Origin of the sequence: Streptomyces sp. NPDC012769 (assembly GCF_042901205.1) — a bacterium.
Taxonomy (GTDB): domain Bacteria; phylum Actinomycetota; class Actinomycetes; order Streptomycetales; family Streptomycetaceae; genus Streptomyces.
The window spans coordinates 385466-397992 of sequence record NZ_JBIBCP010000003.1; the positions used below are offsets into that span (position 1 = coordinate 385466).

The 12527-nt window shown below is 74.5% G+C and carries 11 protein-coding genes; 6 read left to right on the forward strand and 5 right to left on the reverse strand.

From position 1 onward, the window contains the following. Positions 1-126 precede the first annotated feature (126 nt). Positions 127-1416, forward strand: a complete 1290-nt coding sequence (locus ACFY7C_RS16995) for a DUF6986 family protein (RefSeq protein ID WP_389650429.1) — start codon at positions 127-129, stop codon at positions 1414-1416. A 97-nt stretch (positions 1417-1513) separates the two neighbouring features. Then, complete coding sequence (locus tag ACFY7C_RS17000) at positions 1514-3514, forward strand: protein kinase (RefSeq protein ID WP_389650432.1); 2001 nt, start codon at positions 1514-1516, stop codon at positions 3512-3514. Positions 3515-3565: 51 nt separating this feature from the next. On the opposite strand, the gene ACFY7C_RS17005 is transcribed toward ACFY7C_RS17000, so the two are convergent. Further along, positions 3566-4603 carry a LacI family DNA-binding transcriptional regulator gene (locus ACFY7C_RS17005; protein WP_389652691.1) on the reverse strand — a complete coding sequence of 346 codons (1038 nt, stop codon included), beginning with the start codon at positions 4601-4603 and terminating at the stop codon, positions 3566-3568. 172 nt (positions 4604-4775) lie between these two features. Here ACFY7C_RS17005 and ACFY7C_RS17010 point away from each other — a divergent pair, with 172 nt between their 5' ends. Further along, a complete protein-coding gene (locus ACFY7C_RS17010; protein ID WP_389650435.1) occupies positions 4776-5720 on the forward strand; it encodes an ROK family protein in 945 nt (314 codons plus the stop codon). A gap of 95 nt (positions 5721-5815) precedes the next feature. Here ACFY7C_RS17010 and ACFY7C_RS17015 read toward each other — a convergent pair whose 3' ends face one another. Then, a complete protein-coding gene (locus ACFY7C_RS17015; protein WP_389650438.1) occupies positions 5816-5995 on the reverse strand; it encodes a hypothetical protein in 180 nt (59 codons plus the stop codon). Positions 5996-6139: 144 nt separating this feature from the next. On the opposite strand from ACFY7C_RS17015, the gene ACFY7C_RS17020 reads away from it, so the two are divergent. Further along, positions 6140-7231, forward strand: coding sequence for an NUDIX domain-containing protein (locus ACFY7C_RS17020; protein WP_389650441.1), 1092 nt, complete (start codon positions 6140-6142; stop codon positions 7229-7231). 65 nt (positions 7232-7296) lie between these two features. On the opposite strand, the gene ACFY7C_RS17025 is transcribed toward ACFY7C_RS17020, so the two are convergent. Continuing rightward, positions 7297-8019, reverse strand: a complete 723-nt coding sequence (locus ACFY7C_RS17025) for an MBL fold metallo-hydrolase (protein WP_389650443.1) — start codon at positions 8017-8019, stop codon at positions 7297-7299. A gap of 84 nt (positions 8020-8103) precedes the next feature. Beyond that, positions 8104-9468 carry a dipeptidase gene (locus tag ACFY7C_RS17030; RefSeq protein ID WP_389650446.1) on the reverse strand — a complete coding sequence of 455 codons (1365 nt, stop codon included), beginning with the start codon at positions 9466-9468 and terminating at the stop codon, positions 8104-8106. 170 nt (positions 9469-9638) lie between these two features. Between ACFY7C_RS17030 and ACFY7C_RS17035 the strand changes: the two genes are divergently transcribed. Further along, a complete protein-coding gene (locus ACFY7C_RS17035) occupies positions 9639-11018 on the forward strand; it encodes a geranylgeranyl reductase family protein (protein ID WP_389650449.1) in 1380 nt (459 codons plus the stop codon). A 61-nt stretch (positions 11019-11079) separates the two neighbouring features. On the opposite strand, the gene ACFY7C_RS17040 is transcribed toward ACFY7C_RS17035, so the two are convergent. After that, a complete protein-coding gene (locus tag ACFY7C_RS17040; RefSeq protein ID WP_389650452.1) occupies positions 11080-11577 on the reverse strand; it encodes a nitroreductase family deazaflavin-dependent oxidoreductase in 498 nt (165 codons plus the stop codon). A gap of 151 nt (positions 11578-11728) precedes the next feature. On the opposite strand from ACFY7C_RS17040, the gene ACFY7C_RS17045 reads away from it, so the two are divergent. Continuing rightward, positions 11729-12433, forward strand: coding sequence for a TetR/AcrR family transcriptional regulator (locus ACFY7C_RS17045; protein ID WP_389650455.1), 705 nt, complete (start codon positions 11729-11731; stop codon positions 12431-12433). Positions 12434-12527 lie beyond the last annotated feature (94 nt).

A 12527-nucleotide genomic window follows, 5' to 3' on the forward strand; every position in this document is an offset into this window, starting at 1 on the left:
GCACGGCGAACTCTCGCCGTGCGGCCCCGGGCCGTTTCGGACAACCATTGACGCAGGTCCCGACGGACTACTAACTTCGCCATACGGATTGTTGATTCCGTGCAGCGGAAAACAGGAGGATGTGGGATGGGTCAGCAGGAGAAGGTGTCGACGAGCCTCGCGGGCGCGGTCAGCGAGGGCATCAGCGCCTCCCTCGCCAGCGTCGACGCCGAGCTGGACCGTCGTTACCCGGGTGACCCCGGCACCCGTCAGCCCGTCCACACCGTCTACGTGCCCGGCAACGTCTTCGACGCCGGAACCATCCGCTCCTGGGGCGACCAGGCCCTCGCCGCCCTCGACGAGCACGCCCCCGACGCCGCCACCTTCGCCGCCGTCCTCGGCCTCGCCGACGACCTCGCCGAGGACGTCTACGGCCGCGTCCGCGCCAAGCTGGAGCGCGAGCCCATCGAGGACCTCCGCGTCGACTTCGAGGACGGCTACGCCGGCTCCGACGAGGACCACGACGCCGCCCGCGCCGCCCGGATCATCACCGACGCGTACGCGGACCTCAGCGCCGCCCCGTACATGGGCATCCGCATGAAGTGCATGGAGGCCGCCGTACGCGACCGCGGCATCCGCACCACCGACGTCTTCCTCACCGGCCTCATGGAGAACGGCGGCCTGCCCGACGGGCTCGTCCTCACCCTCCCCAAGGTCACCTACCCCGAGCAGGTCACCGCCTTCGTCCGCCTCCTCGAAGCCTTCGAGAAGGCCCACGGCCTCGACGCCGGCCGCCTCGGCTTCGAGATCCAGATCGAGACCAGCCAGGCCATCCTCGCCGCCGACGGCACCGCCACCGTCGCCCGCATGATCGACGCCGCCGAGGGCCGCGCCACCGGCCTGCACTACGGCACCTTCGACTACAGCGCCTGCCTCGGCGTCTCCGCCGCCTACCAGGCCAGCGACCACCCCGCCGCCGACCACGCCAAGGCGATCATGCAGGTCGCCGCCGCCGGCACCGGCGTACGCGTCTCCGACGGCTCCACCAACGTCCTCCCCGTCGGCCCCACCGCCCACGTCCACGAGGCCTGGAAGCTGCACTACGGCCTCACCCGCCGCGCCCTGGCCCGCGCCTACTACCAGGGCTGGGACATGCACCCCGGCCACATCCCCACCCGCTACGCCGCCGTCTTCGCCTTCTACCGCGAGGGTTTCCAGGCCGCCGCCAAGCGCCTGTCCGCGTACGCCAACCACGCCGGCGGCGACGTCATGGACGAGCCCGCCACCGCCAAGGCCCTCAGCTCCTACCTGCTGCGCGGCATCGACTGCGGCGCCCTCGACACCGCCGAGGTCGACGCCCTCACCGGCCTCACCCGCGCCGACCTCGACCGCTTCGCCGCCCCGCGCCGCGGCGACCTCACCGCGACGAACCAGTAGCGGCCAGGCCCGCAGCGGCGAAGGCCCGCGCGGGGCCGCCGCCTCCGCCCCGTACCCTGTACGCGTTCACAGCAGCCGGACAGGGAACGGGGCACGGGTGTCTTCGGGGGAGTACGAGCGGCTTGCCGGCCGCTATCGGGTCGTGCGGCAACTCGGGCGCGGCGGCATGGGAGTCGTCTGGCGCGCGGTCGACGAGGTCCTCGGACGCGAGGTGGCCGTCAAGGAACTGCGCACCTACAACGACGCGTCCGGGCCGGAACTCGACGGCCTGCGGCTGCGGATGCAGCGCGAGGCGCGGGCCGCGGCGCGCGTCCGCCACCCCGGAGTGGTCGCCGTCCACGACGTGACCGACCACGAGGGCCGGCCCGTCATCGTGATGGAGCTCGTCGACGGCCCCTCGCTCGACGGAGTCCTCGGCGAGCGCGGCACCCTCCCGCCGCGCGAGGTCGCGAAGATCGGCGCCGCCGTCCTGGAGGCCCTGGCCGCCGCCCACGACGTCGGCGTGCTGCACCGCGACGTGAAGCCGGGCAACGTCCTGCTCGACCGGGGAGGCCGGGTCGTCCTCACCGACTTCGGCATCGCCGCGATGGAGGACCCCGACGACGGTTCCGCCACGCATCTGACGCGCAGCGGCGAGATCGTCGGCTCGATCGACTACCTGGCGCCCGAGCGCGCCCAGGGACAGCAGCCCGGTCCCGCCTCGGACGTCTGGGCGCTCGGCGCGACCCTGTACGCGGCCGTGGAGGGCGCCTCGCCGTTCCGCCGCACCTCCACCTGGTCGACGCTGAACGCCATCGTCGTCGAGCCGCTGCCCGAACCCCGCAACGCGGGCCCGCTCATCCCGGTCCTCCGGCAGCTCATGCACAAGGACCCGGCACAGCGCCCCGACGCGCGGACGGCGGCGCGCCTGCTGAGGGCGGTGGCCGACGGCCAGGAGCCCGCGGCCCCTCCGACGGCCGGACCCGGCACGCCGCCGGGCGAGCCGTCCGCGTGGCACGGCGGCGCACCGCCCACCGCGAGCACCCCGCACGCGAGCCCCCCGCACCTGTGGGTGCCGACCGAGCCCGGCGCCGTACCGCTCCGGCCGGAGGGCGGCGCGGGCACCCCGGGGAATCCGTTCGGCGAGGGCGCCCGGCCGACGGCGCCGACGCCCGCCGGTCCGGTGAGCGCGTACGGGACGGGCGGCCCGAGCCCGTACGGCATGGCGGGCGGCCCCACCGCCGGCCCGGGAACCCCGTCCGGATTCGGCGGGCCGACCCCCTACGACGCGCCCGGCGGGCAGGGCACGGGGCCGACCAGCGGCGGCCCGCAGTGGCAGTCGTCCGGAGGGCCGGCGGCCGCGCCGTACGGAGTGCCGGGCGGGACCACCGTCCCGACCCGGCAGGCCGGCCGTGCCGGGCGGCGCCGCTCCGGGGTGCTGGTCGCCGCCGCCGTGGCCGCCGTCCTGCTGGTCGGCGGTGGCGTGACGTACGCGCTGATCGGACGGGACGGCGGTACGCAGCAGGAGCAGCTGGCCGACGGGCGGTCGCCGGTGGGCCCCGATGCCGACCAGGGACGCGTGCTCGACCCGGGCGCACCGGGAGCGGACGGGACCGCGACCGGCACCCCGACCCCCTCGGCCACGCCCTCGAAGGAAGGCGAAGGCGCGAGGAAGTCCGCCTCCCCGTCGCCCTCGGCGAGGACGACGAAGGCCCCCGTCCCGGGCGGCGCGTCCGGCGGTACGACGACGGGCGGGAGCACCGGCGGCAGCGGCGGGGCGACCGGGGGCTCGACCACGACGGGCGGTGGCGGAGGCGGTACGGGTACGACGCCCGCGCCCGTCTGCTTCCCCAAGGGCGGCGGGAAGTACGACTGCCAGGTGTGGCGCACCGAGAAGACGTACAGCCACGGCGGTGGCCAGATGGGCGTCCTGAACGCCGGCACGAACTACTTCTACTGCCAGGCCGACCTCGGCCGCCGCGAGACGTACGGCCAGTGGACCAACGTCTGGTGGGCCAGGACCGACGACGACAGCGGCAACACCGGCGTGTACTTCAGCGTCGTCTACATCAAGGGCGGCGACAACGACCAGCCGGTGCCGGGCCTGCCCGTCTGCTGACCCCGGCCGACGGCCGTCGGCGGACGGGCGGGGCGCCGAACCGCGCGGCCGTCAGGCGGGGGGCGGCGGCGGGATCTCGCCCGAGCCGCGGGCGATCAGGCGCGTCTCCAGGACCACCGTCGCCGGTGCCTCCTCAACCCCGTCGAGGCGCCGGAAGAGCCGTTCCGCCGCGGTTCGTCCGAGCGCCGCCGCGTCCTGCGCGATCACGGTGATGCCGAGCAGGTCGGCGAGCTCGATGTCGTCGAAGCCGACGAGGGCCACCGGCCGTCCGCGCTCCGCGAGGACCCGTACGGCGGTGACCGTCACCCGGTTGTTGCCCGCGAAGAGCGCCGTCACCGGCTCGGGCCCGGACAGCATCGCCGCGACCGCCTCCGCCACCCGCTCCGGGTCGGTCGTCCCGAGCGACACCCACGCGTCGGCCACGTCGAGGCCCGCGTCCGCCATGGCCGCGCGGTAACCGCGCAGCCGCTCCGTCGCGGTGTGGATGCGCGGCCGGTCGCCGATGAAACCGATCCGGCGGTGGCCGTGCGCGATCAGGTGCGCCACGCCCGTCCGGGCGCCGCCGAAGCTGTCCGAGAGCACCACGTCCGCGTCGATCCCGCCGGCCGGGCGGTCGACGAAGACGGTGGCCACACCGGCCCGGATCTCCGGCTCCAGATAACGGTGGTCGGTGCCCGCCGGAATGACGATGAGTCCGTCCACGCGCCGCGCGCACAGCGCGAGCGCCAGCTCCTGCTCCCGGTCCGGGTCCTCCGCGCTGGAGCCGTTGATGAGCAGCGCGCCGTGCGCCCGGGCGACCTCCTCGACGGCGCGGCTGAGCGGACCGTAGAAGGGGTCGGCCAGGTCCTCCAGGACCAGCCCGACCGACGCCGTGCGTCCCTTGCGCAGCACCCGTGCGCTGTCGTTGCGGCGGAAGCCGAGGGCGTCGATGGCCTCCTGGACGCGGCGTTCGGTGTCGGGGGTGACACCGGCCTCGCCGTTGACGACCCGCGAGACGGTCTTGAGGCCCACGCCGGCCCGGGCGGCGACGTCCTTCATCGTGGGCCGATTGCCGTAACGGTGCTCGGGGCGGCGGGCGATGTCGGCCACGGTGCGCGGTTCCTCCGTCGTGTGCGGGGTCATCGGTCCCGATCTCGGTCGCGGCCTGGGGCCGGGCTCCCGGTCTCGATCTCGTTGCTGTCGAGCATAGGGCCTGGACAACGTTGTCAGAGCCGGGAAGACTGTAGGTCACACCCACTGCCCCCACGGAGACACGGAGCCCATGCGCACTGACCTCGTCGTCGCCCTCGACATCGGCGGCACCAAGATCGCCGGAGCGCTGGTCGACGGTGACGGCAGGATCCGCGTCCGGGCCCAGCGGCCCACCCCGGCGAGGGAGGACGGCGAGACGGTGATGCGGGCCGTGGCGGCCGTCCTCGACGAGCTGTCCGCCGCGCCGCTCTGGGAGTCGGCGACGGCCGTCGGCATCGGCAGCGCCGGTCCGGTCGACGCATCGGCGGGCACCGTGAGCCCGGTCAACGTGCCCGGCTGGCGCGCCTTTCCCCTCGTCGAGCGGGTGCGCCGGGCGACCGGCGGACGGCCCGTCACCCTCGTCGGCGACGGCGTCGCCATGACGGCGGCCGAGCACTGGCGGGGCGCGGCGCGCGGCCACGACAACGCGCTGTGCCTCGTCGTCTCCACGGGCGTCGGCGGCGGGCTCGTCCTGGACGGACGCATTCACCCGGGCCCCACCGGCAACGCCGGTCACATCGGCCACATCAGCGTGGACCTCGACGGTGACCCGTGCGCCTGCGGAGGGCGGGGCTGTGTCGAACGGATCGCCAGCGGCCCGCACATCGCCCGCCGCGCCCTGGACGAGGGCTGGCGCCCAGGACCCGACGGCGACACCTCCGCCGCGGCGGTGGCAGCCGCCGCCCGGGCGGGCGACCCCGTGGCCGTCGCCTCCTTCGACCGCGCCGCGCGGGCCCTCGCGGCCGGGATCGCCGCCACCGCCACGCTCGTCGAGGTCGACATCGCCGTGGTCGGCGGGGGAGTGGCCGGCGCGGGCGAGGTCCTCTTCGCGCCGCTGCGGCGCAGCCTCCGCTCGTACGCCACGCTCTCCTTCGTGCGGGGACTCACCGTGGTCCCCGCGCTCACCGGCACGGACGCGGGTCTGCTGGGCGCGGCCGCCGCGGCGCTTCCGGAGAGCGCGGCCGGCCGAGCCTGACGGGCCGAGCCCGGCGGGCGTCGGCGCCGTGCCCGCCCGCCGCGGCGCGGAAGCGGGCCGCGCCCGTGTGCGCGTGCGCCTCCCTGTCCGTGGCCTCAGCCCCGTACCGACTCCGGGGAGCGCTGTTCCACGATCACCAGGAAGGTGTCGGTCGCCAGATCCATGACCACGCGCGCGGGCAGGCCCTCCTCGCGGCGCGCGTTGGCGAACTCCTCCGCCGGCCAGCTGCCCCGCGGCCCACCGGCCGGAAAACGCTCCAAAACCGTACGGTCCATCTCCGCACCCCCTCGTGCTCGCCGTTTCCAACGACGGTCCCTCGTGAAGTGTTACGCCGGGGCACGGGAGCGCGGTTCCCCCGGGGGGTTTCCGTGGCAGGGTGGTGCGGGCAGTCCACTGGGGCCAACCGAAGAGGGGGAATCGTGATCGTCTGGATCAACGGTGCGTTCGGCGCGGGGAAGTCCAGCACCGCGCGCGAGCTGGTCGATCTGATCCCGAACAGCACGTTGTACGACCCGGAGCTCACCGGCGGCGCGATCGGCCTGATGCTCCCGCGGAAACGTCTCGCGGAGGTGAGCGACTTCCAGGACCTGCCGATCTGGCGCCGTATGGTCGTGGACACCGCCGCCGCGCTGCTCGCCGAGGTGGGCGGAGTGCTCGTCGTGCCGATGACGCTGCTCCGCCAGGAGTACCGCGACGAGATCTTCGGGGGGCTCGCCGCCCGGAGGATCGAGGTGCGGCATGTGGTGCTCACTCCCGACGAAACGATCCTGCGTGGCCGGATAGACAGCCGTGCCGCCTTCGCCGGCGACACGGACCCGCAACAGACCGGTGCCGGCACCCCTCAGGGCGGCGAGACCGCGGCCGAGGCCGTCGACCGCGCCCGCCGCTGGTGTCTCGACCACATCGACCCGTACCGCGCCGCGCTCGACGGCTGGCTCTCCGCCGACGCGTACGCCGTCGACAACTCCGCGCTCACGGCCGCCGAGACTGCCCGGGCGGTCGCCGACGCCGTCACGGCCGGCCACGCGGCGCCCTGCGGCATCGTCCAGACCCCCGAACCCACCGGCGAGACCCTGGCCGCCGGCGTGCTCCTCTTCGACGAACAGGACCGCTTCCTGCTCGTCGACCCCACCTACAAGCCCGGCTGGGAGTTCCCCGGCGGCGTCGTCGAACGCGGCGAGCCGCCCGCCCGCGCCGGCATGCGGGAGGTCGCCGAGGAGATCGGCCTCCAACTCGACACCGTCCCCCGGCTGCTCCTCGTCGACTGGGAACGCCCCCAGCCCCCCGGCTACGGCGGACTGCGCCTCCTCTTCGACGGCGGCCTCCTCCCCGCCGCCGACGCCGACCGCCTCCTGCTGCCCGGCGCCGAGCTCCGCGCCTGGCGCTTCGTCACCGAGGAGGAGGCCGCCGACCTGCTGCCCCCGGTCCGCTACCACCGCCTCCGGTGGGCCCTGCGCGCCCGTGAACGCGGCACGGTCCTGAACCTGGAGGCGGGCGTCCCGGTGGGCTGACGGGCCGTCCGTCCCGCCCCCGCCCGCTCCCGCGGCGAAGGCGTCCGCTCGCCTGACACCTCTTCTCAGGCGGGTCCCTCCCCTTGAGCCGACGCCTTCGTCAGCCGCTCCGCCGTGTCGGCCGTCACCGGTTCGCCGTGCCCGCAGCACAGCACCGACGGGCGGAGTCCGGCCAGCCGGCGCATCGAGGCCAGGGCCTCGGCGCGGTCCACGTGGAAGACGCCGAACATCACGTCCGGGACCGACGCCACCGTGTCGCCGGTGAACAGGACGCCGTGGCGCGGAAGATGGACCGCGAGGGAGCCGGGGGTGTGGCCGGGGGTGTGGAGGGCCACCGCGCCGTCGCCGAAGCCGAGCGCCTCGCCGTCCGCGACCTCCCGGTCCACCCGGGTCGGCGGGGCCTCGGGGATGGCGAGGCCGTGCGCGTACAGCGGCAGCTCCCAGTCGAGCAGAACCGGTTCGGGGACCGGGAGTTCGCCCCGGATCACCGGCGCTTCCAGGGCGTGCGCCAGGATCTCGGCGCCGAAGCGGTCCGCGATCTCCCGCGCCGCGCCCACGTGGTCACGGTGGCAGTGGGTGAGCACGATCCGTCGGATGCGGGACGGATCGAGGCCCGCCCCGCGCAGCCCCGACTCGATCGCGTCGGCCGAGCCCGCCCAACCGGCGTCGATCAGGGTCAGTTCGGTGTCGCCCCCGGTGCCGTCCTCCGCGCCGTCGCGCCACAGATACGCCTGGCCGATCGGGAAGCGGAGCATGTGCAGGCGAGGAGTGATCTCTACGAGGTCCATGCCGCGAACGTACGTCCACGGCACCGACCCCGGGCCCGGTCTACGCTCTGGGCGAGTTCCGCCCAGAGCGTGACCGCGGCGGCATCAGGCCTTCGAGCGCGCGTAGTTCAGCAGGAAGTGGGCCTCCGCCACCGACAGCCGCTCCAGCTCCTGCGGCGAGACCGACTCGTTCACCGCGTGGATCTGCGCGTCCGGCTCGCTCAGGCCGATCAGCAGGATCTCCGACTCCGGGTACAGCGTCGCCAGCGTGTTGCACAGCGGGATCGAGCCGCCCATGCCCGCCGTCTGCATCTCCTCGCCCGGGTACGCGACCTTCATCGCCTCCGCCATCGAGACGTACGCCGGGCTGGACGTGTCCGCCTGGAACGCCTGGCCCTGGCCGACCTGCTCCAGGCTGACCCGCGCGTTCCACGGCGTGTGCTTCTCGATGTGCGCGTACAGCAGCTCCGTCGCCTTCGCCGCGTCCTGGCCGGGCGGCACGCGCAGGCTGATCTGCGCGCGGGCCGTCGCCGGGATCGACGGCGTCGCGCCCGCCACCGGGTGGCAGTCGATGCCGATGACCGTCACGGCCGGCCGCGCCCAGATGCGGTCGGCGACCGTGCCGTTGCCCGGCAGCTCCACCCCGTCCAGCACCTTCGCGTCCCTGCGGAAGTCGGCCTCCGGGTACTGCAGGCCCTCCCACACCGCGTCCGCCGGCAGCCCGTCGATGACGGTCGAACCGTCCTCCGCCCGCAGCGAGTCCAGTACGCGGATCAGCGCCGCCAGCGCGTCCGGCGCGGCCCCGCCGAACTGCCCCGAGTGCAGGTTGCCCTGGAGCGTGTCGATGGTGACCCGGATCATCGTCATGCCGCGCAGCGTCGCCGTCACGGTGGGCAGCCCGACCCGGAAGTTGCCCGCGTCGCCGATGACGATCGCGTCCGCCGCGAGGAGCTCGGGGTGCGCCTCCGCGTACCGCTCGAGACCGCCCGTGCCCTGCTCCTCGGAGCCCTCCACGATCATCTTGACCGTGACCGGCACCCCGCCGTTCGCCTTCAGGGCGCGCAGCGCCAGCAGGTGCATGATGAAGCCGCCCTTGCAGTCGGCCGCGCCGCGCCCGTACCAGCGTCCGTCCTCCCGCTCGGTCAGCTGGAACGGCGGCGTCACCCACGCCGACTCGACCAGCATCGGCTGCACGTCGTAGTGCGCGTAGAGCAGGACGGTCGGCGCGCCGGCCGGGCCGGGCAGCACGCCGTACACCGACTGCGAACCGTCCGGGGTGTCGAGCAGCGCCACGTCCTCGAAGCCCTCGGCGCGCAGCGCGTCCGCCACCCAGTTCGCGGCGGCCTCGCACTCGCTGCGCGGAGCGACGGCCTCGTCCGCGACCGACTGGAAGGCCACCAGCTCCGTCAGCTCCGCCTTCGCGCGGGGCATCAGGGATGCGACGGTCTCGGCGATCGGATTCGCGGTCATGGGCACGCTCCTGGTGGGTGCGACGTTGTCAGGACGACGCCGTGTATCGGTTGTACGGCGAACGCATGGCCGATCCTACGGCGCAGGGCGACACGGCCGGGCCCCGCTACCGAGCCGTAGGATGCGTGCAGAGCAGGAACCACCGGTCGGATCAGGAGCAGAAGCACATCGTGAGCAGCGAGAACGCAGACGCCGGAGCGGCGGAGACGGGCGCGACCGGAGCGGCCGGAGCGGGCGCGGGGGCGGTGGACCCGGACGAGGACCGCACCGTCTGGGACGTGGTCGTGGTGGGCGCGGGGCCCGCCGGCGCCTCCGCGGCGTACGCGGCGGCCGTCGCCGGACGCCGGGTGCTGCTCCTGGAGAAGGCCGAGCTGCCCCGCTACAAGACCTGCGGCGGCGGCATCATCGGGCCCTCGCGCGACGCGCTGCCGCCCGGCTTCGAACTGCCCCTGCAGGACCGGGTGCACGCCGTCACCTTCTCCCTCGAAGGCCGCTTCGCGCGCACCCGCCGCTCCCGCCGCATGCTGTTCGGCCTCATCAACCGGCCCGAGTTCGACGCCCGGCTGGTCGAGCACGCCCAGAAGGCGGGCGCCGAGCTGCGCACCGGCGTCACCGTCACGCGCGTCGAACAGCACGGCCCGGCCGTGCCGGACCGCCGGACCGTCGCCGTCGTCCTCGCCGACGGCGAGACCGTGTTCGCCCGCGCCGTGGTCGGCGCCGACGGCAGCGCGAGCCGGATAGGCGCGCACGTCGGTGTGAAGCTCGGCCAGGTCGACCTCGGTCTGGAGGCGGAGATCCCGGTTCCGCCGTCGGTGGCCGAGGACTGGAAGGGCCGCGTCCTCATCGACTGGGGGCCGCTGCCGGGCAGTTACGGCTGGGTGTTCCCCAAGGGCGACACGCTGACCGTCGGTGTCATCTCGGCGCGCGGCGAGGGCGCCGCCACCAAGCGCTATCTGGAGGACTTCGTCGCGCGGCTCGGCCTCGCGGGCTTCGAGCCGGCGATCTCCTCGGGACATCTGACCCGTTGCCGCACCGACGACTCGCCGCTGTCCCGCGGCCGGGTCCTGGTCTGCGGCGACGCGGCCGGCCTTCTCGAGCCGTGGACGCGCGAGGGCATCTCGTTCGCGCTGCGCTCGGGACGGCTCGCGGGGGAGTGGGCGGTCCGGATCGCCGAGGCGGGCGACGCGGTGGACGCGCGCCGGCAGGCGCTCAACTACGCCTTCGCCATCAAGGCCGGGCTGGGCGTGGAGATGGCCGTGGGCCGGCGGATGCTCGCCGTGTTCGAGCGGCGCCCGGGACTGCTGCACGCGGCGATCACCGGACTGCGGCCCGCGTGGCGGGCGTTCACGGACATCACGCGCGGCGCGACGACGCTGGCCGGCCTGGTCCGGGGCAACGGTCTGGCGCACCGCGCCCTCGACCTGCTCGACCGCCGGATGGACACCTCGGCGGGCGTCGGACCGGCGGGACGGGGTGTGGCGCCGCGGACGGAGGACGGGGTGGCGGACGCGGATCGGCCCGCCGAGGGGAACGTGCCGGAGGCGTCCTAGTACGTGTTGTCGGGGCCTGACCAGGCTCGATCGGGCGGTGCGGAGGTTCTCCGTACCGCCCTCACGCGTTCGGGGCGGAGGTGACGTGAGGGGTGGGGGTGATCCGGAAGACGGGGTACCGGGGCGCGACGGCACGCAGCTCCGCGTCGGTGGAGTCCGGGCCGACGCCCTTGAAGAAGACGCCGACCTCGGCCTTCCAGCGCACGAGGTAGGCCCGCAGCAGCGCGGGCTTGTCGTCGTCCGCGATCTCGACGGCGGTGAACGGCTGCACGTGCCTGCCGAGGTGCAGCTCGCCACCGCCCGCCGCCCGCATGTTGTGGGTCCACTGGACGTGGCCGCGCGGGGCGATCAGGTACTGGACGCTGTCCACCGTCAGCACGTTGACGGGGGTGCGGCGCCATTCGCCGCTCTTGCGGCCGCGTACGGCGAGGACGCGGGAGCCCCAGACGCTGATGCCCCGGCGGGTCATCCAGGCGACCGCCCGGTTGACGACGTTGATCGTGAACCAGCCGGGCTTGAGGACATGTGCGGAGGGGGCCGGCTGCTGCGTGGCGGTCATCGAGGATCTCCCTGAGAGAAGAGAGTGGAGCGCTGCTCTGAAGTGTGAGCACTGCTCTCGCTTGAGGACAGTGTGCACGGGGCGCCGCTCACAAGCAAGAGCAGTGCTCTCTTTTCGGTGCGGTGCTCCGAACCGTGGCAGACTGCTCTCCATGACCACCGTTCAAGGAGCCCGCGCCCGCGCCCGGATCGAGATCACCGCCGCCATCAAGGACGAGGCCCGCCGCCAGCTCGCCGCCGAGGGCGCCGCCAAGCTCTCCCTGCGCGCCGTCGCCCGCGAGCTCGGCATGGTCTCCTCGGCGCTCTACCGCTACTTCCCCAGCCGCGACGACCTGCTGACCGCGCTCATCATCGACGCCTACGACGCCGTCGGCGCCGCGGCCGAACGGGCCCACGCCGCCGCCGAGGCCGCGGCCCCCCGCGATCACCTCGCCCGGTGGACCGCCGTCTGCCGCGCCGTCCGCGCCTGGGCCGTCGAGCACCCCCATGAGTACGCGCTCATCTACGGCTCCCCGGTCCCCGGCTACAACGCCCCCCAGGACACCGTCGCGCCCGCCTCCCGCGTCGGTCTCCTCCTCGTGTCCATCGCCCGCGCCGCCTACCGCGACCAGGGCATCGCGCTGCCCCCGCTCCCGGCCACCCTGCACCCCGAGGCGGAACGGCTCGCCGCCGACCTGGCCCCCGATCTCCCGCCCGCCCTCGCCGTCGCCCTCGTCTTCGTCTGGGCCCAGCTCTTCGGCCTGATCTCCTTCGAGGTCTTCGGCCAGTTCAACCGGATCGTCGAGGACCGCGACGCCTTCTTCGCCACCGCCGCCGAACGCCTCGGCCGCGAGACCGGCCTCCTCCCGAGGCCCTGACACGGGGCCCGAGGCCCCGACACCGCGATCGAGGTCGGGTCGCCGCCGTACTCCCCGGGGAGTACGGGTGACCACCCCGCCCGGCGGACGCTCC

What these genes read in the sequence shown, in the direction of transcription:
- ACFY7C_RS16995 (WP_389650429.1), top strand. Translation starts at nt 127, where the DNA reads ATGGGTCAGCAGGAGAAGGTGTCGACGAGCCTCGCGGGCGCGGTCAGC.
- ACFY7C_RS17010 (WP_389650435.1), top strand. Translation starts at nt 4,776, where the DNA reads ATGCGCACTGACCTCGTCGTCGCCCTCGACATCGGCGGCACCAAGATC.
- ACFY7C_RS17015 (WP_389650438.1), bottom strand. Translation starts at nt 5,995, where the DNA reads ATGGACCGTACGGTTTTGGAGCGTTTTCCGGCCGGTGGGCCGCGGGGC.
- ACFY7C_RS17025 (WP_389650443.1), bottom strand. Translation starts at nt 8,019, where the DNA reads ATGGACCTCGTAGAGATCACTCCTCGCCTGCACATGCTCCGCTTCCCG.
- ACFY7C_RS17030 (WP_389650446.1), bottom strand. Translation starts at nt 9,468, where the DNA reads ATGACCGCGAATCCGATCGCCGAGACCGTCGCATCCCTGATGCCCCGC.
- ACFY7C_RS17040 (WP_389650452.1), bottom strand. Translation starts at nt 11,577, where the DNA reads ATGACCGCCACGCAGCAGCCGGCCCCCTCCGCACATGTCCTCAAGCCC.
- ACFY7C_RS17045 (WP_389650455.1), top strand. Translation starts at nt 11,729, where the DNA reads ATGACCACCGTTCAAGGAGCCCGCGCCCGCGCCCGGATCGAGATCACC.